The organism is Rhodococcus sp. C-2, assembly GCF_027854095.1.
GTDB lineage: Bacteria > Actinomycetota > Actinomycetes > Mycobacteriales > Mycobacteriaceae > Rhodococcus_F > Rhodococcus_F qingshengii.
In genome coordinates this window covers 13,166-30,207 of the sequence record NZ_JAQGFI010000011.1, presented here as the reverse complement: position 1 = coordinate 30,207, position 17,042 = coordinate 13,166, and the positions used below count along the sequence as shown (strand labels likewise).

The following is a 17,042-nucleotide window of genomic DNA, read 5'->3' as shown; positions in this document are numbered from 1 at the left end:
TCACGAGCGGGTCGACCCGGCAATGTCTTTCGGTGAATGGCTTTGTTAGCGAATGGCTATACGTGGAGTACTCAGCCTCGGATGAGCTTGCGATCGCGCTCGGGATTGGCGAAGACGAGGACCAGAACCGCGGCGATCACTCCGATGACGCCGATTGCCTGGAAGGACTGGGCGTAGCCGTCGGCCGGGGTTGCAGCGTTGTCCACGATGACTCCCGTTGCGTAAGGAGCAATCAGGCCACCGATCGACATGATGGCGAGGAAGAATCCCATCGTTCCGGCAGTCTGCTGCGGCGGGCACAGCTCCGAGATCGCAGCGTTGATGAGCGGGAAGGTGATTGCCGAGAACCCGTAGCCGATCGAGACCATGGCGACAGCGACGATGGGGGTGGAGATCTGTGGCAGGAACAGGAGAATCGATCCGCAGATCAGAACGCCGACACAGGGAACGATGACGCGAACCGTACGAGAGGTGAAGCCGCGGCCGATCAACTTGTCCGTGACGGAACCGGAGGTGATCATGAGGACGAGACCGACGATCGAGGGCAGCGCGAACATCGAACCGGCTTGCATCGCACTGTATCCGAGGCCGACCTCGAAGTACGACGGCAACCAGGTGAGAACGACGGTGGTCAGCGCGTAGATGGTCGCGATGAGGAAGCAGCAGCTGACGAAGGTGCGGGAGAGCAGGATCTTGCGCCACGGAACGTTGGGCTCGGTGACCGCCTTCGTGGCTGTCCCGGCTGCCTCGGTTGCTTCTGTATCTGCAGTCTTGGTCGCCTTGACGGCCTTGCTCGTGTACGGGCCCTCGGACCAACCGGCCAGCCAGCAACCCATCCACACGAGACCGAGAACGGAGAGCGAGAGAACCGCTGCGCGCCAGCCGTAATGAACGGCGATGAAGGTCAGTACCGGCGCGAGGGCGATCTTTGCGACAGAGGCGGATCCGGCGAGCATTGCGCCGGGAAGGCCGCGCTTGGCCGGCGGGTGCCACGAGTACGCCGCGGTGTGCATCAGCGCCGAACTGGGGCCTTCGGCAAATCCGAGGAGCATGCGCGAGACGATCAACATCGCGAGGCTGGCGCCGAGAACGAGGGGGAGCATGACCACGGACCAGATTGCGGCCAGGATCAACAGCGCCCAACGCAGGGTCAGGTACTTGTTGAGCGGTCCGGCGAGGAATCCACCGATGCAGAACATCAGGAAGAAGAGCGAGCCGACCATGCCGATTTGCGAAGACTTCAGTCCGAGCTCACGAGCGAGGGGCTGAGCGATGATTCCGAGGACTGCCTTGTCCGCGTAGTTGACGATGTAGAGGAAAACGACGAGCCCGGTCATCGTCCACGCACGCTTGCGGGTACCGAAGACGGGAACTGCTGACGAATCTGGCGTTGCTGTTGCTTCGGGCTGGACGTCGTTACGCTGTGGCGCGATGGGGGTCACGTGGCGTCCCTTCGAGACTGGTGGGCGGATGCGATCGTGCTCGAAGCGCGGCCTCGAAGCGATCGATGGTGGTGTGTTTGCCGGCTGACTCATTCAACGTGTTCTGGATCACTTTGAGCAATGTCGCGTCGATGATCGGAACGATAGCGGTTGCCTATGTATCGCAGGTCAGGCCATATTGGTACGCCCTATCGGACGCATAGCCGATGAGTGTTGGATCGAATGCGGAACATTGAGGCAAGGTGAGATCAGGATCACCCTGTCCCCTTGACCGACTGGAGTTCATACATGCAGCGCACCGTGTTCAACGAGGATCACGAGGCATTCCGGGCTACCGTTCGCGATTTCATCGCGAAGGAAGTAACCCCGGTCCACGAGAAGTGGGAAGAGGACGGTCACCCGCCCCGTGACTTCTACCGACGACTCGGAGAGCTGGGCGTACTCGGAATTCAGGTGCCGGAGGAATACGGCGGAGGCGGCGAGAAGTCGCTCAAGTTCAACGTCGTCGTCGCCGAGGAAGTTGCTGCCGCCGGGGCGTCGTTCGGCTCGCAGTCGGTGCATACGAACCTGATCCTGCCCTACCTGCTCGAGTACGCGAACGAAGAACAGAAGAGCCGCTGGTTGCCGGGCTTCGCTTCCGGAGATCTGATGTTCGCGATTGCGATGACCGAACCGGGAACAGGGTCGGATCTGGCGAACATCGCGACCACGGCCAAGCTGTCGGAGGACGGTACGCACTACGTGGTCAATGGTTCCAAGACGTTCATCACCGGTGGAGTACTTGCCGACCGCGTCCTGGTGGTGTGCCGTACCGCGCCCAGCACAGCGGAGAACCGGCGCACGGGGTTGTCGATTCTGGTGATCGATACGTCGTCGCCCGGATACTCGGTGGGGCGCAAGATCAACAAGATCGGGCTCAAGACCTCCGACACTGCGGAGCTTTCGTTTGTCGACGTCAAGGTGCCCGTCGAGGACCGACTCGGAGAAGAGGGCGACGGCTTCAGCTATCTGACCCACAACCTGGCTCAGGAGCGGTTGACCATCGCGTTCGGAGCGGCCGCCACTGCCAGTGCAGCGCTTCGCTTTGCCATCGACTACGTCAAGGACCGCAAGGTGTTCGGCAAGCCGGTCGCGGCCTTCCAGAACACCAAATTCGTTCTGGCCGAATGCGCTACCGAGGTTGATGCCATCCAGCTGGTGTCCGACAACGCACTCGAATGTCATGACCGCGGCACTCTGACGATTCCCGACGCAGCGAAGGCGAAACTGTTCTGCACCGAGGCGGCAGGTCGAGTGATCGACAAGTGCCTCCAATTGCACGGCGGGTACGGCTACATCACCGAGTATCCCATCGCGCGTCTTTACGCAGACACGCGTGTCACACGAATCTACGGTGGCACAAGTGAAGTCATGAAGACCATCATCGCGAAGGATCTTGGTCTCTGACGCACTCTCGACATGTTTTCGGCCTCGGAACAAATGTTCCGAGGCCGAAAACATCTTCCGGGTAGGTCAGTTCGCCGGAACCCCGACCACGCCGTCCGCGATCAGCGTCGAGGCGTGATCGGCGTTGGTTCCGAGGATGTCGGCGAGCACCGCGATCGAATCGCCGCCGACCTCGGAGGCGGGTCCGGTACCCAGGTGTGCGCCGTCGAACGAGGCAGGATTGGCGGCAGCCAGGTAGCTTCCGATTCGAGGTTGATCGAGTGCGGAGAACATCGGGTTGTTCTCCAGTTCGCCAGATTTCACCACTTCCTCGAAACTGCGGTACCTCTCGAACAGAACCGACGATGTGTCCAGCGCTGCAGCGATCTCGGCGCCGCTGTGTTCCCGGAACCAATGTGAGAACAGAGCAGTGAGTACCTCTCGATGACGGTAGCGATCCGCTTCGGTGGAGAAGTCGGCTCCGAGTGCAGCTTCGACAGCGTCGACAGCCGCCGTGGTGCCGGTGACCGACGCAAGGTCGCGGAAATGGCGGGTAGTGAGTGCAACGATCATGAACCGTTCGTTGTCGCTGGAGACGAAATCGATTCCGTACGTGCCGTAGACGGCGTTTCCGCCGGACTCGCGACTGCGACCGTTCACTTGTACTTCGGTGAGGTAACCGAGGGTTCCCGCGGTGGCCAATGCGACGTCTTCGAGTGGGAGCGTGATCCGAGATCCATGTCCGGTCGAGTCACGTTGGCGCACTGCGGCAGTGATCGACAGGGCGGCGTAGAGCCCGCATGCGACGTCCCAGGCAGGCAAGGCGTGATTGACAACTCCGGCGTAGTCGGCGGGGCCGGTGATCTGTGGAAATCCCAAGGCGGCGTTGACCGTGTAGTCGACTCCGGGGCTGCCGTCGCGGCGTCCGAGGATCTCGAGGGTGATGACGTCGCTACGCAACTGGGCCAGGGAGTCGTGGCTCATCCACTTGCGGCCGCCGGCGTTGGTGACCAGGATTCCGCCGCCAGGTCCCGGCGCCGTGACCAGTTGGCGTATCAGTTCTTGGCCGCGTTCGGCGCGCATGTCCACTGACAGTGACCGTTTGCCTTTGTTGAGTCCGGTCCAGTAGATGCTCGCGCCCTTGTCTGTGACGGGCCAGCGGTTGTAATCGGAGGCACCTCCGATCGGGTCGATCCGGATCACCTCGGCGCCGAGTTGGGAGAGCGTCAATCCGCACAGGGGCGCGGCGACAAAGCTCGAGACCTCGACGATGCGAAGCCCGGACAGCGGGCCTGGGCTCTGAGTCATGTGTGGTCCTCCGTGATAGAAGAGTGTGTGCTCATGCCATCAACACGGTGAAACGCCAGTCGAGAACCGGAGTTTGTGTTGCAGAAGCATTGTGGGAGAACACGAGCGAACGCAGTTGCACTGCGGTTCCGTGTTCGAGGGGCGACGAGTTTTCGACGTGCAGTTCGCTCGTGAGGGTATCGCCCTCGTGAACGGGTCCGGTGTGATCGCACGAGTGCCACCCGAGAACCGTCACCACGTTGGGCAGAGCGCGAGTCGCCTGGGCGAGTGCGATCCCGATGGTGTGGCCGCCGTAGACGAGGCGACCGTGGGCGCCGACGCGATCGTCGTGGTGCGTCGCTGCGATGTTCAAGCTCAGCCGGGCAAGTTCGGGTGCGCTGGAGACGACGTCGCCGCTGCTGTGGAAGACGGAGCCCACCAAATCGGAATCGAAGTGCCTGCCGGGTACCCGCTCTCGATACGTGTCGAGGTCCCAACCGTCAGGTGATACGTACGGAGCCGGTTCGGACGGACCGGTCGCCCCGAGGTCGTCGGCGTGGCGAGTTCTCGCCTCGATCGGGTCGGGGCTCAGGGGGAGCATGGCGCAGCGGTAGAAGTCGAGGACCGTGTTGCCGTTCTGATCAGCAGACGTCATCCGTAGCGCGGCAAGTCCGGTGGCGCCGCGTCCCGGCTTGGCCGAGTTCTCGCGTAGACCGACAACCTCGGTGCGCGTGTACAGGGTGTCGCCGAGTACCGGGAAACGGTGGAATCGCAGTCCACGGTAGAAGAGGTTCGCCTTGACGTGGTGTGTGACCACGGTTGACTGGCCGATGGCGATGTCGGTGACCAGTCCTGGATTTGCCACTGGTGCACCGGAACCCGTGACGCTCGACGACAAGTGTGCGTCGAGAGGCAGGCGCATGCGGTCACCGAGGATCGCCTGATGGGAGGCGGCGAGTCCACTGGTCAACGTCACCGCGGGGGCTTCGTCGAAGATCTGACCGTGGGTGAGCTCGTCGAAGTACGGGCCTCCCACGTAGTGCTCGCTCATACGGTGACTCCTTCGGCTCGGGCAAGCGTACGACGCGCTGCCACGGCCACAGCTTCGTCGAGCATCTGGCCGTCGAGTTGGGCGGCACCCGAACCCAGGGTTTCGGCTTCTTCGAGTGCGGTCAGTACCCGTCGGGCGTCATTGACGGCGTCGTCCGAAGGAGTGAATGCGGTAGTGGCCGAGTCGATCTGCGCCGGGTGGATGACCCATTTGCCGTCGAACCCGAGAGCGCTGGTCCAGTGCGCGGCGCAGCGGAAAGCGTCGTCGTCGGTGATGCCGAGAAAGGGCCCGTCGATGGCTGCGACGCCGGCTGCGCGGCAGGCGATCAGGATTCTGTCCTGGACGGCAAGCCAGTGTTCAGGCAGTGCCGAGCGTGAACGGCCGAGCGCTGCACCGAGATCGGCGTATCCGATGATCGCGGCTTGGAGACGAGGAGTCGCGCGGGCGATGGAGTCGGCATTCTGGACGCCGAGCGGAGTTTCGATCAGGGCTTGCAGGGTGGTGTGGTGCCCACCGGCAGTGAAGAGGATGTGCTCGGCCTCGAGTAGTTCGTCGGCGGACTCGACCTTCGGGACGATCACGCTCGTCAGCGATTCTCCGAGGGCGCCGCAGGCGATCAGGTCGTCGCGGGCCCATGGTGTGGTCAGGCCGTTGATTCGGACCGAGATGGTGCGCGCCCTACCGAACTCGTGCACCAAGGTGCTCACGAGGGTTCGCGCCAGGTCCTTGTTCGCCGAAGTGACGGCATCTTCGAGGTCGAGAATCACCTCGTCTGCGTTCGAGAAGAGTGCTTTGCGTGCCTTGCGCTCGTCTGAACCCGGCGCGACCAGGGACGCGCGACGTCTGGTGGCGCGGTAGTGGTTCTCGTCCATAGTGTGTCGATTACCTCGATCTGGAAATCAAATGTACGGCCAGTTGTGAAGTGGATGAGCTGCCGTGAACGGCTTTGATGTGCAACGAACTGACTCGATGCTGGCAGTTGCTACGTATCGATGTCAAGGCGCGGTATTGACATTGCGCGAACAATATCGAAATATGGCCGTACAAACTTATTTCAAGTCGAGGCGGATTCATGCTCAAGCTCAACGACGAAGAGACATTCCTGATCGAAACCGTGCGCCGGTTCGTCGACCGAGAGGTCAAGCCCACGGTCCAGGAGGTGGAGCACGCGAACGAGTATCCCGAGAAGTGGATCGATCAGATGAAGCAGATCGGGATCTACGGGCTCGCGATTCCCGAGGAGTACGGCGGATCGCCGGTGTCCATGCCCTGTTATGCGCAGGTGACGCAGGAACTGTCACGCGGATGGATGTCCCTGGCGGGGGCGATGGGCGGTCACACGGTGGTCGCGAAACTCATCTCGCTGTTCGGTACCGAAGAGCAGAAGGTGAAGTACCTGCCGCGAATGGCAACCGGCGAGATCCGGGCAACGATGGCCCTCACCGAGCCCGGCGGAGGTTCCGATCTGCAGGCCATGACAACCAACGCCAAGAGCGACGGCACAGATCTGGTCGTCAACGGAGCCAAGACATGGATCACCAATGCCCGCCGATCCGGCGTGATCGCCTTGCTGTGCAAGACCGATCCAAGCGCAAGCCCTCGTCATGCGGGCATCTCGATCGTTCTCGTCGAGCACGGCGAAGGGCTGACCGTCTCCCGCGACCTCCCGAAGCTCGGATACAAGGGCGTCGAGAGTTGTGAACTGTCCTTCGACAATTACCGCATCTCCGAGTCGGCCATTCTGGGCGGTACTCCCGGAAAGGGTTTCGGGCAGATGATGAAGGGGCTCGAGACCGGCCGTATCCAGGTGGCTTGCCGCGCACTGGGCGTCGCCACGGCCGCACTCGAGGATTCACTTGCCTACGCGCAGCAGCGCGAGAGCTTCGGCCAGCCGATCTGGAAGCACCAGTCGATCGGCAATTACCTCGCCGACATGGCAACGAAGCTGACGGCCGCACGGCAGCTGACGTGGCACGCGGCGCAGATGTACGACAGTGGGGAGCGGTGCGACATGGAGGCGGGCATGGCCAAGCTGTACGCCTCCGAGGTGGCGATGGAAATCGCTTTGTCCGCCGTCCGCATCCACGGCGGTTACGGCTATTCGACGGAGTACGACGTCGAGCGGTATTTCCGTGATGCACCACTGATGATCGTCGGGGAGGGAACCAACGAAATTCAGCGCAACGTGATCGTTTCGCAGCTGGTTGCCCGCGGCGGTCTGTGACGGATCGGTGAGCAAGTAGGATCATGTCGCTATGAGCGGTAAGGAAAGAGAGACGGAGCCGGCGTACCAACGCCTCTCTCGTGAGCTTCGTCAGCAGATCTCTGCCGGTACCTACCGCGACGGCATTCAACTGCCCACCGAATCCGAACTGGCGCAGCATCACGGCGTGAGTCGGCAGACGGTCCGCCGAGCCTTTCACGATCTGGTTGCCGAGGGCATCGTGTACCGAGTACCCGGGCGCGGAACGTTCGTGACCGAGAACAGCGGCCGCTATCTCCGTCATCTCGGATCCATCGAAGATCTCATGAACCTTTCGCGGGACACGACGATGGAAGTGGTGTCACCGCTGCACCGGCGCGTGGACATCGAGGCGGCCAGTCGGCTTCGGCTCGACACCGACGTCGTGTACACCGTGGTCTTCCGGCGGATACACGAGGGAGTTCCGTTCGTGCAGACGACGGCGCATCTGCCGGAGGCGATCGCGCGGCAGATCATCGACCTGCCCGCCATGGCGGCCGGTGCGGTGAGCGCCAATACGGTGATCGGCTTGCTGGAACCGCTGATCGACAGTCCGATTGTCGAAGCAGCACAATCGATCACGGTGTCCCCGGCCACGGCGGACGTTGCCAGGGACGTCGATTGCGAAATCGGCCACGCCATGTTGCGGGTGGACCGTTTGTACTCCAACGCGCAGGGCGTTGCCAACGAGTTGTCGGTGAGCTATTTCTTGCCGGAGCAGTACACGTATCGGGTCACGCTGCGCCGCGGCGCACATTGACGCTGCGCCGCGGCGCACATTAGCGCTGCACTTTTCTTTGCTGTTCAACACCTTTCAGGAGAGAACTATGCGAATTTTCAACGGAATCGACGAAGTAGAGACGGCTGTCGGTGAGCACTTGGGCTACAGCGCGTGGTTCCCGGTCACACAGGATCGGATCGACAAGTTCGCCGACGCCACCGAGGATCACCAGTGGATTCACGTGGATCCCGAGCGCGCAGCGCAGGGTCCGTACGGCGGCACCATCGCCCACGGCTATCTTACTCTCTCGTTGTTGCCGGTGCTCGGCGCTCAGGTGATGCGTGTCGACGGAATCTCCATGACCGTGAACTACGGAAGCAACAAGGTGCGATTCCCCGAACCGGTCAAGGTCGGTTCTTCGGTGCGGGCAGGTGCGGAGATTCTTTCCTTCGAGCGCACCGCGAAGGGCGCGACGATAGTCGTGCGGTACACGATCGAAATCGAAGGAGCGGGTAAACCTGCGCTGGTAGCGGATACCGTGCGCCTGTTGGTCTCCTGAATCCTTTTCCATTCTTCCAGAACGAGATTCGAGGTCAGTTGTGAAACGAGCAGCATTGGTCGCGCCGGTCAGAACCGCGGTGGGCCGTTTCGGAGGGGCACTTCGTGACGTCCCTGCGGAAAGTCTGGCTGCCACCGTCGTCAAGGAGACCGTGCGTCGTAGCGGAATCGATCCGTCCCGCATCGACGACGTCGCGATGGGGCAGTCGTATGCCAATTCGGAGGCACCGTGCATCGGAAGGTGGGCGGCGCTCGAGGCCGGGTTGCCGATTTCGGTAGCCGGCTTCCAGACGGATCGCCGATGTGGAACGGGTCTGCAGGCCATCGTTTCCGCGGCCATGATGGTCCAGACGGGTGCGGCCGACGTGGTTCTCGCGGGTGGCGTCGAATCGATGAGCGGGATCGAGCACTACACCACCGGAGCGCGGTGGGGCACCAGATCCGGTGGGCTGCAACTGTTCGACCGCCTCGATCGTGGCCGCGAGCGCTCGCAACCCGAGTGGCGATTCGGTCGGATCAGCGGAATGATCGAAACGGCCGAGAACGTCGCGACACGCTGCGGGATCACGCGGGAAGAGTCGGACACCTTCGCCGTCGACAGCCACCGAAAGGCAACACTGGCAAGAGAATCCGGCCGCTTCGATGCCGAAATCGTCGCCGTCGAACTGACGGATCGAAAAGGGAACGTCACACAGTTTCGTGCTGACGAGGGGATTCGTCCGGATACCTCACTCGAAACCCTGGCACGGCTGCGTGCGGTGACCGAGGGAGGCGTCGTGACCGCCGGTAACGCCAGCCAGCAGAACGACGCTGCGGCAGCGATGTTGGTTGTCGCCGAGGATCGTCTGGACGAGCTGGGGCTGGAACCTATCGGGTTCCTCGACAGTTGGGCCGCGGCCGGTTGTGAACCGGCGCTGATGGGCCTCGGGCCGGTTGCCGCCGTCTCGAAACTGTTTGCTCGCACCGGTGCACGCTTTGCCGATTTCGATCTGGTCGAGCTGAACGAGGCGTTTGCGTGCCAGGTTCTCGGCGTCGTGAAGGAATGGGGATTCGAGGACCTCGATCGCCTGAACGTCAACGGTTCCGGCATCTCGCTCGGGCACCCCGTGGGAGCGACGGGTGCGCGTATGGCAACAACCGCGCTTCACGAACTCGGCCGACGCGGCGGCGGAAAAGCGCTGTTGACCATGTGTATCGGCGGTGGCCAGGGTATGGCTGCCGTGGTGGAGTCTGCCTGACGAGGTTCGCTTCTGGGTACACTTGCGGCGGGGGATCGGAAGTTCTACGGAGGCAGTCGGTTGACGAATGCAGGCGCAGCAGACACCAGTGGCGCGCTGAGCGTCGAGGATGTTCGTCGCGCCAGGGCCGCACTCGAGGGGCTCGATGTCACCAGTTGGTCCGGTCGCTTCGAGCTTCTCTCCGACACCAACCGTCTGCGTCTGTTGCTCTGCCTTCATCACGCACCGGGTATCTGCGTCACGGATTTGTCCGTGGCGCTGGGGATGAGCGGCACAGCCGTCTCACATGCGCTGCGGCTACTGCGTAGCCAGGGGTGGGTGAGCGCGACCCGCGACGGCCGATCGATGCGATACCAACTGGCGGACGACACCGTTCACCAGCTGCTGCATTCGATCGGCGCCACACATTTTCACGACGAGACACCCACCCCCGGGCACACGCACAGCTGAGCGCTACTCAAGGAGTCGCGAAGAACTTCTCGACGGCCGGCGCAGCGTTCGGGTTTCCGTTGGTGATTCCTGCGCCGACTCCGGCAACCGTGCCGATGACTCCACCGACGATGCAGCCGGCGATGAAGTTCGGGAAGATCGACAGGCAGCCGATTCCGACGCCGAGGTTGGCTCCGATCAGGGTCGACTGCAGACCACCGTTGTTCCAGCCGATATTGACCTCGTTGGCCATCGTGTCGAACGCGGCCTGCTTCGGATCGTTACCGGGGAAGAGCATCAACGCCGCCTGGCTGTTCGACTCTGCGGTCGGTGTCAGTAGGGGTTGGGACGGATCGAAGCCCGCATTCGGGGGCGCTGCGACCGCGGTGCCGGCTCCGGCGCCGACTGCGGCGACGACGAGTACGGACATGGTGAGAGTTCGGGACAGTTTCATGGGGACGGCCAATCTGTCTGTGTGGAACCAGTCGTGAATGGTGGCGGTGCAGTTCGTTAACCAGAACTCCACCGTCTGGATCGATCGTGCGGACCTCCTCGGGCACAACGGGACCCGTCGTCTCCGCGCGACGGGCCGTGTTTGGTGGCTACCCGACTCCGAGTGCCCTGAAACCGCCTAGTCTCATTCGTTTTTCGACAACCGCGCACGCAATTCTTCGACCTCGGCAGTAAGCCGATCTACCTCGGCTTGCAGGGGTTGGCGTGCCAGAGCGAGGGATTCGTCCATGCGCTCCTTGTCGAAGCGTGGCGTGATGTTTCGACTGCAGTTCCAGTCGAACGCTTCGACGTCGATGACGATGGAACGCTGGGCTTTTGCCGTCATGGTGCCGCCGGGGACTTGCAAGAGCTGTTGCAGTAGTGCAGGGTCCTCGTCCGCTTCGATCACCTGCGCACGCCCGTAGATCTTCAATCTCGTTCGCGTCGGGTAATCGATGACGAACAGCGAGATGCGATTGTTCTCTTCCAGATTGCCGAGCGTCACGAATTGCTGATTGCCGGGGAGATCGGCGAATCCGATTCGATTCGGGCCCAACACATGCAGGAATCCGCGCGGGCCGCCGCGATGTTGGACGTACGGCCAACCGTCGGGCGTCACCGTGGACATGAAGAAGGAATCCACGGATTTCACGAATCCCTGCGCGCGGAAATCGAATTCCATCGGGCCCTCGTCGGGCTGATCGAGTTTCGAACCGTACACGGTGAAACTTCCGGTCGACCGCTGACGCTCCACCGCAGCGGGGGAGAAGGCGATGTGTGCGTATCGGGTCGACATTTTCCAACTCCTGATGCTCAGTGCCAACGGTGGTCGGCAACGGCAGTTCGCGGACCGAACTTGGGTTTGACGGCTTGCCCGCTGACCTGCAGAAGCCTCACGGCGCGGTATCGATGCGGTTGAAGGGGAGCGAGGTACTGCACCATCTGGGCGTCGTCGATCGGTTCACCCAGCAGTGACCACCCGACGACGGCAGCGAGGTGGTAGTCGCCGACCGAGAGTGCATCTGAATCGCCGAATGCACGCTGAGCCACTTCGGCGGCAGTCCAGATCCCGACGCCGGGTACCGCTCGCAACCGTTTGGTCGCCTCGGTTCTGGGGAACGTGGATGCCTGCTCGAGGCGGTCGGCGACGCGAGCGCACTGAACGATCGTCTTGGACCTCGCTGGATCGACGTTCGCGCGATGGAATTCCCATGACGGCATTCGACGCCATTGGTCCGCGGTGAGTGGAACTCGCATTCCGTCGGGCGCGGGGCCGGGTGGGCGCTCCCCGAACTTGGTCAGCAGGCGGCGCCACGCGGCAAATGCGTCGATGCCGTGGACTCGTTGCTCGAGGATCGCGGGAACGAGAGCTTCCATGACGCGGCCGGTGCGGCCGATGCGCAGATGAGGGAAGCGTCGATGAGCTTCGGCGAGCTTGGGATGTTCGGGGGCAAAATCTTCGGCCTCGTCGTCGAGACCGAGCAGCGCTTCGGCGCCGGTCAGGAATTCCGTGGCGCCGGGACCCCAGGCCTGTACCCGGACCGTATGGCGATCCGACTGGGTGATGCGGTAGGTCACAGGACCCGAAAGTTGGCGGGAAACTCGCCAGATCGCTCCGTCGGCTGACCGTCGATGTGCGGGGTCGCCGGGTCCGCGCTGATGCGGGCTGAGCGTCAGCGCGGCATCGAGTGGTCGCTGAGAAGTCACCGTGACTTCGTCGACCGGAGATAGCGGCGTCATCGAGGTCAGCGTATCGCCACCGTCCATCCTCCGTTAAGGCGTGTGTCGGTGGCGCAACGTATTGTCCGAGCCATGATCATCGTGAGCACCGACGGATCCTGTCTGCGAAACCCCGGTGGGGCTATCGGCTGGGCGTGGGTCAATCACGAGGGTCCGAGCATGTCCGGCGGAGAAGCGTCCGGTACCAATCAGATTGCCGAGTTGCGTGCGCTCTTCGAGGCCGTCGTCGCCCATCCCGGTGCTGATCCTCTGCTCATCGAATCCGACTCGCAGTACGCCATCAAGTGCGCGTCGGAATGGCTGCCGAGTTGGAAGCGCAAGGGCTGGAAGACCGCGAGCGGCGGGGCGGTCAAGAACCTCGAACTGGTGCAGAGTATCGATCGAGCCATCACCGATCGTGTCGGACCGGTGCGCTTTCGCTGGGTGCGCGGGCACGTCGGCAACCACTACAACGAAATGGCAGACAAGCTGGCCGGCGAAGCCGCACGCGCCATCGTCTCGGGGGACATCGCATCGGTGCCGCTTGCTGCCCCGGTGAAGAAGGAACCGACCGCCGTGAACTCCCCCTACAAGGAGAAGTCCACGACGGCCGAAGAACCGGCAGATCTGTTCACACTTTTCTGAGCTGTTCAGAACCCGTCGGCAACCTGAACCAGCGCCCGGCCGGTGTACTTGCCTTCGCGGACCTGATCGATCACCGAGACGACGTCGCGGACGGCAACGAGGTTCGTGATCTCCTTCAGATGACGTGGCGCCAAGTCGGAGCCCAGCCGGGTCCACAGCGCGCGACGGGGCTCGATCGGCATCAATACCGAGTCCATGCCCAGCAGTGAGACTCCGCGGAGAATGAACGGCAGCACGGTCGTAGGCAGCGCGGCGCCACCGGTCAATCCGCTGGCAGCGACAACACCGCCGTAGTTGATCGTGCTCAGAACGTGAGCGAGGGTCTTTCCACCGACGCAGTCGATGGCCGCCGCCCACTGAGATTTTCCGAGCGGGCGAGGCTTGGCGTCGGGATCCTCGGGGAGCCGGCCGATCACCGAAGACGCACCGAGTGACGTCAGAAGGTCTGCCGCGCCTGGCTTGCCGCTGGAGGCGACCACGTCGAAGCCTGCGCTTGCCAGAAGGTCGACGCTGACGGTGCCGACTCCGCCGCTCGCGCCCGTCACCAGGACGGGACCGTCGGCTGGCTTCACTCCGCCGGCCAGAATGGCTTGGACGCTCATGGCTGCGGTGAATCCTGCCGTGCCGATCGCAGCAGCGTCGGCGGTGGAAATGCCGTCGAGCTTCACGACCCACTCGGCAGGCAAACGGGCGATCTCGGCGTAGCCGCCGTTGCGGGCGGTCCCGATCTCGTAGCCATGTGCGACGACCTTGTCTCCCGGGGCGAATGCGTCGGACTCGGAGGCAATGACCTCGCCGGCGACGTCGATGCCGGGGACGATCGGGTACTCGCGAACCACCCCGCCTTTCGGTGTGACCGCGAGCGCGTCCTTGTAGTTGACGCTCGAGTACTCGACGCGAATGGTGACCTCACCTGCCGGGAGGAAGGATTCGTCGACGGTTTCGGGGGCGAAGTCGATGGTGCCGTCGCTGTCGCGGGCGACCCAGGCGTTGAAAGTAGTCATGGGTCGAACATAAAGGCCTTCGGCCCTGTGCGCCTTTTTGGTAGTGCGAACTACCAGAAAGGCGCACAGGGGCGGAGCCCCTAGATCAAGCTGCCCTCATGCACCGCTCGATCGAACGCCGGTAGCGGGCCACCGGCGCGCAGGGTAGTTGCCAATGCAGGATCGGCGAGATGGAGACGGCCGATCGCGATCAGATCGAACTCTCCACTGCCGATGCGCTCCTCGAGCTGTGGGATGTTGTCGACTACAGGGGCGACGCCTTCGATGCGGCTGTCCCGCAGCGACTTTCCGATACCGACGCTGCCGACGGCCATCGTGACGGCGCCGGTCAGCTTCTTCGCCCAACCCGCCAACGAGAGATCGCTGCCTTCGAAGGCCGGCACGTCGAAACGCCTGATGCTGGCGTCGAGAACGTCGACTCCGGCGTCGACCAGCGCGCCCAGGATGACGCCCAACTCTTCGGGGGTTTCGGCGATCTTCGCGGTGAAATCTTGCTGCTTGTGCTGTGAGAAACGGTAGATGATCGGCAGATCCGGTCCGATGGCCGCGCGGATCGCGGCGACGACGGCGGCCGGGAACCTGGTACGACGCTCCAGGTCGCCTCCCCACGCGTCGTCGCGCTGGTTGGTGCCCTCCCAGAAGAAGGAATCGAGGAGGTAGCCGTGACCGCCGTGGATCGCGATGCCGTCGAAGCCGAGTTCGACGGCGTGCTTCGCGCTACGGACGTACGCGTCGATGACGTCCTGGATGTCCTGCTCGGTCATCGCTTCGGTGCTCGCCTGTGCGCGTTCGACGTAGGCAGCGGAGTACGAGGTGACGCCGAGCGGGCCCCATTCGCCAGAGGGGCGCATCGGCTTGAGTGAGGGGTCCATCTGCGTCATCGCGCCCCACAGAGGTCCGACGTGCCAGAGTTGAGGCACGATCTTGCCGCCCGCAGCGTGCACGTCGTCGACTACCTTCCGCCATCCGGCCTGAGCAGCGGGAGTGTGGAGGTTGGGGACGTTGGCGTGGTCGACAGCAGTCTCGTGATCGATCGCGACGCCTTCGGTGACGATCAGTCCGGTGCCGCCCTCAGCTCGTCGGCGGTAGTAGTCGGCAACGTCGCGGCCGGGCACACCTTCGATGGAGTACGTGCGCGTCATCGGCGACATGACTATGCGGTTGGACAGTTCGAGCGAACGGATGCGGAGCGGTTGGAACAGCGGGTTGGTCACTTCGTCACAGCGCTTTCATGAATCGGAAGAATCCGGGGTCCTGGTCGACACGGAGCCGGGTGAGGGTTCGGTAGCTGATCAGCCACTTGCCGTCTTCTTTGCGGTATTTCTCGTGGTAGTGGCCGTAGCCGTGTAGGTGCAGTTCTTTCTCGCCGTCGTTCCACCACAGCATGTCCTCCATCGCCCAGATGCCGGTTGCGGTGGTGGGCGAGGTCAGCACGATTTCGGGAGTGTGTGCGTGGTGCGCCGTGGTGAGGGGGATTTCGCCGTCGAGCATGTTCCGAATTGCCGCGGTGAGTTTGTCGATGCCCACTACCTGGTTCGAGGTGTCGCCGGTCTTGGGTTGCTTGTCTGTCGGGAGTCCGCCCCACGTCTCGCTGACGACGTCTGCGGTGTGCAGGGTTGGGTAGACGTGCCACTGCTTGGTGTCCATGCAGCGTAGGCGCGCGGCGAACACACGCTTGATTTCCTCGATTGCGAGCAGTTCCTCGACGGCACTGATCGACCCCACTTCGGACTCGGCCTGAGACATTCAACCTCCAACGGTGATCGGCAAGATGGGTTCACATTCGGGTGCTCCGGGCGGGCCGTCAACGACCTGTCCCGGTGAGCGCGACGGCACTCGGTATGGTCGAGCGAACGAAAGGGGTGTCAGACGTGTGTACCGAAGAGGTCCCATCGACCGGACCGGAGGAGATCGCCGAGGTTCGGGCTTTTTGGCGCGAGTTGGGTGTTCCTGGCGTGATCGACGTCCATACCCATTTCATGCCGAAGAGCGTCATGGACAAGGTGTGGGGCTACTTCGATTCGGCGGGACCGATGATCGGTCGTCCTTGGCCGATCGCGTACCGACTTGCCGAGGAGGAGCGGGTACACCGTCTCCGCGAGTTCGGTGTCCGGGCTTTCACGTCGATGATCTACCCGCACAAGCACGCGATGGCTGAGTGGCTCAATCAGTGGGCCGTCGAATTTGCCGCGCAAACGCCCGATTGCCTGCACACGGCCACGTTCTATCCCGAGGAGTCGGCGGCGTCGTACGTCGGCAAGGCATTGGAGTCGGGCGCGCGAATCTTCAAGTCCCACATTCAGGTCGGAAACTACGATCCGAACGACCCTCTGCTCGACAAGGTCTGGGGGCAACTCGAGGACTCCGAGACGCCCATCGTGATCCACTGTGGTTCGGGACCGGCGCCGGGGGAGTACACGGGACCTGATCGCATTGCTTCGCTGCTCGCACGGTACCCGCGCCTGTCGTTGATCGTCGCCCACATGGGGATGCCCGAGTACAGCGAATTCCTCGATCTGGCAGAGGCTTACGGCAACGTCCGCCTGGATACGACCATGGCGTTCACCGATTTCACGGAAGAGCAGTGTGCCTTCCCGAAGGCGGACGTTTCACGGCTCGTCGACATGCAGGACCGGATTCTGTTCGGTAGCGACTTCCCGAACATTCCGTACCCGTATCTCACGGCTTTGCAAGCGGTTACGCGTTTCGATCTCGGAGACGAATGGTTGCGAGCCGTCGTGCACGACAACGCTGCGAAACTCTTCTCGGTGAGCTGAGCCCACCGAGAA

General features: G+C 62.8%; 18 protein-coding genes. 8 read left to right on the top strand and 10 right to left on the bottom strand.

Annotated elements, in window-relative coordinates; all coding sequences use genetic code 11:
- Positions 1-71 precede the first annotated feature (71 nt).
- Positions 72-1,535: an MFS transporter gene (locus PCS43_RS22580; protein ID WP_174519483.1), complete on the bottom strand. Its 1,464-nt coding sequence runs from the start codon at positions 1,533-1,535 to the stop codon at positions 72-74.
- A gap of 195 nt (positions 1,536-1,730) precedes the next feature.
- Between PCS43_RS22580 and PCS43_RS22575 the strand changes: the two genes are divergently transcribed.
- On the top strand, positions 1,731-2,888 hold the full coding sequence (locus tag PCS43_RS22575; RefSeq protein ID WP_003940617.1) for an acyl-CoA dehydrogenase family protein: 1,158 nt from the start codon (positions 1,731-1,733) through the stop codon (positions 2,886-2,888).
- A 66-nt stretch (positions 2,889-2,954) separates the two neighbouring features.
- On the opposite strand, the gene PCS43_RS22570 is transcribed toward PCS43_RS22575, so the two are convergent.
- Genes PCS43_RS22570 through PCS43_RS22560 form a run of 3 tightly spaced genes read right to left on the bottom strand, consistent with a single transcriptional unit; the run spans position 2,955 to position 6,077 of the window.
- Positions 2,955-4,175 carry a CoA transferase gene (locus tag PCS43_RS22570; RefSeq protein ID WP_208690219.1) on the bottom strand — a complete coding sequence of 407 codons (1,221 nt, stop codon included), beginning with the start codon at positions 4,173-4,175 and terminating at the stop codon, positions 2,955-2,957.
- A gap of 31 nt (positions 4,176-4,206) precedes the next feature.
- On the bottom strand, positions 4,207-5,205 hold the full coding sequence (locus PCS43_RS22565) for a MaoC family dehydratase (protein WP_209909926.1): 999 nt from the start codon (positions 5,203-5,205) through the stop codon (positions 4,207-4,209).
- A complete protein-coding gene (locus tag PCS43_RS22560) occupies positions 5,202-6,077 on the bottom strand; it encodes an HpcH/HpaI aldolase/citrate lyase family protein (RefSeq protein ID WP_058226587.1) in 876 nt (291 codons plus the stop codon). Before PCS43_RS22560 ends, PCS43_RS22565 begins: the two co-directional genes overlap by 4 nt.
- A 200-nt stretch (positions 6,078-6,277) precedes the next feature.
- Between PCS43_RS22560 and PCS43_RS22555 the strand changes: the two genes are divergently transcribed.
- The 5 genes from PCS43_RS22555 to PCS43_RS22535 all read left to right on the top strand — a co-directional run bounded on the left by PCS43_RS22555 (position 6,278) and on the right by PCS43_RS22535 (position 10,414).
- Positions 6,278-7,429 carry an acyl-CoA dehydrogenase family protein gene (locus tag PCS43_RS22555; protein ID WP_003940468.1) on the top strand — a complete coding sequence of 384 codons (1,152 nt, stop codon included), beginning with the start codon at positions 6,278-6,280 and terminating at the stop codon, positions 7,427-7,429.
- A 31-nt stretch (positions 7,430-7,460) separates the two neighbouring features.
- A complete protein-coding gene (locus tag PCS43_RS22550; protein ID WP_042448526.1) occupies positions 7,461-8,207 on the top strand; it encodes a GntR family transcriptional regulator in 747 nt (248 codons plus the stop codon).
- Positions 8,208-8,274: 67 nt separating this feature from the next.
- Positions 8,275-8,727 (top strand): MaoC family dehydratase, encoded by a 453-nt coding sequence (locus PCS43_RS22545; protein ID WP_003940415.1) that lies wholly within the window; start codon positions 8,275-8,277, stop codon positions 8,725-8,727.
- A gap of 40 nt (positions 8,728-8,767) precedes the next feature.
- The gene (locus tag PCS43_RS22540; RefSeq protein WP_063315757.1) at positions 8,768-9,964 is read left to right on the top strand and encodes an acetyl-CoA C-acetyltransferase; all 1,197 of its coding nucleotides are present in this window, start codon (positions 8,768-8,770) and stop codon (positions 9,962-9,964) included.
- Between the two features lie 60 nt (positions 9,965-10,024).
- Positions 10,025-10,414, top strand: a complete 390-nt coding sequence (locus PCS43_RS22535) for an ArsR/SmtB family transcription factor (protein WP_003940184.1) — start codon at positions 10,025-10,027, stop codon at positions 10,412-10,414.
- 7 nt (positions 10,415-10,421) lie between these two features.
- Here the strand turns inward: PCS43_RS22535 and PCS43_RS22530 are convergent, their stop codons facing one another.
- The 3 genes from PCS43_RS22530 to PCS43_RS22520 all read right to left on the bottom strand — a co-directional run bounded on the left by PCS43_RS22530 (position 10,422) and on the right by PCS43_RS22520 (position 12,652).
- Positions 10,422-10,919: a hypothetical protein gene (locus PCS43_RS22530; RefSeq protein ID WP_003940625.1), complete on the bottom strand. Its 498-nt coding sequence runs from the start codon at positions 10,917-10,919 to the stop codon at positions 10,422-10,424.
- 111 nt (positions 10,920-11,030) lie between these two features.
- Complete coding sequence (locus tag PCS43_RS22525; protein WP_003940212.1) at positions 11,031-11,681, bottom strand: pyridoxamine 5'-phosphate oxidase family protein; 651 nt, start codon at positions 11,679-11,681, stop codon at positions 11,031-11,033.
- Between the two features lie 17 nt (positions 11,682-11,698).
- A complete protein-coding gene (locus tag PCS43_RS22520) occupies positions 11,699-12,652 on the bottom strand; it encodes a DNA-3-methyladenine glycosylase family protein (RefSeq protein WP_193594923.1) in 954 nt (317 codons plus the stop codon).
- Positions 12,653-12,697: 45 nt separating this feature from the next.
- On the opposite strand from PCS43_RS22520, the gene PCS43_RS22515 reads away from it, so the two are divergent.
- Positions 12,698-13,249, top strand: a complete 552-nt coding sequence (locus PCS43_RS22515) for a ribonuclease H family protein (RefSeq protein WP_007729467.1) — start codon at positions 12,698-12,700, stop codon at positions 13,247-13,249.
- 5 nt (positions 13,250-13,254) lie between these two features.
- On the opposite strand, the gene PCS43_RS22510 is transcribed toward PCS43_RS22515, so the two are convergent.
- The 3 genes from PCS43_RS22510 to PCS43_RS22500 form a co-directional block, all read right to left on the bottom strand.
- Positions 13,255-14,253, bottom strand: coding sequence for an MDR family oxidoreductase (locus PCS43_RS22510; RefSeq protein ID WP_209909923.1), 999 nt, complete (start codon positions 14,251-14,253; stop codon positions 13,255-13,257).
- An 80-nt stretch (positions 14,254-14,333) separates the two neighbouring features.
- Positions 14,334-15,467 (bottom strand): oxidoreductase, encoded by a 1,134-nt coding sequence (locus PCS43_RS22505; RefSeq protein WP_003940612.1) that lies wholly within the window; start codon positions 15,465-15,467, stop codon positions 14,334-14,336.
- A 4-nt stretch (positions 15,468-15,471) separates the two neighbouring features.
- On the bottom strand, positions 15,472-15,999 hold the full coding sequence (locus PCS43_RS22500) for a nuclear transport factor 2 family protein (protein WP_050654616.1): 528 nt from the start codon (positions 15,997-15,999) through the stop codon (positions 15,472-15,474).
- 125 nt (positions 16,000-16,124) lie between these two features.
- On the opposite strand from PCS43_RS22500, the gene PCS43_RS22495 reads away from it, so the two are divergent.
- On the top strand, positions 16,125-17,030 hold the full coding sequence (locus PCS43_RS22495; protein WP_003940342.1) for an amidohydrolase family protein: 906 nt from the start codon (positions 16,125-16,127) through the stop codon (positions 17,028-17,030).
- Positions 17,031-17,042 lie beyond the last annotated feature (12 nt).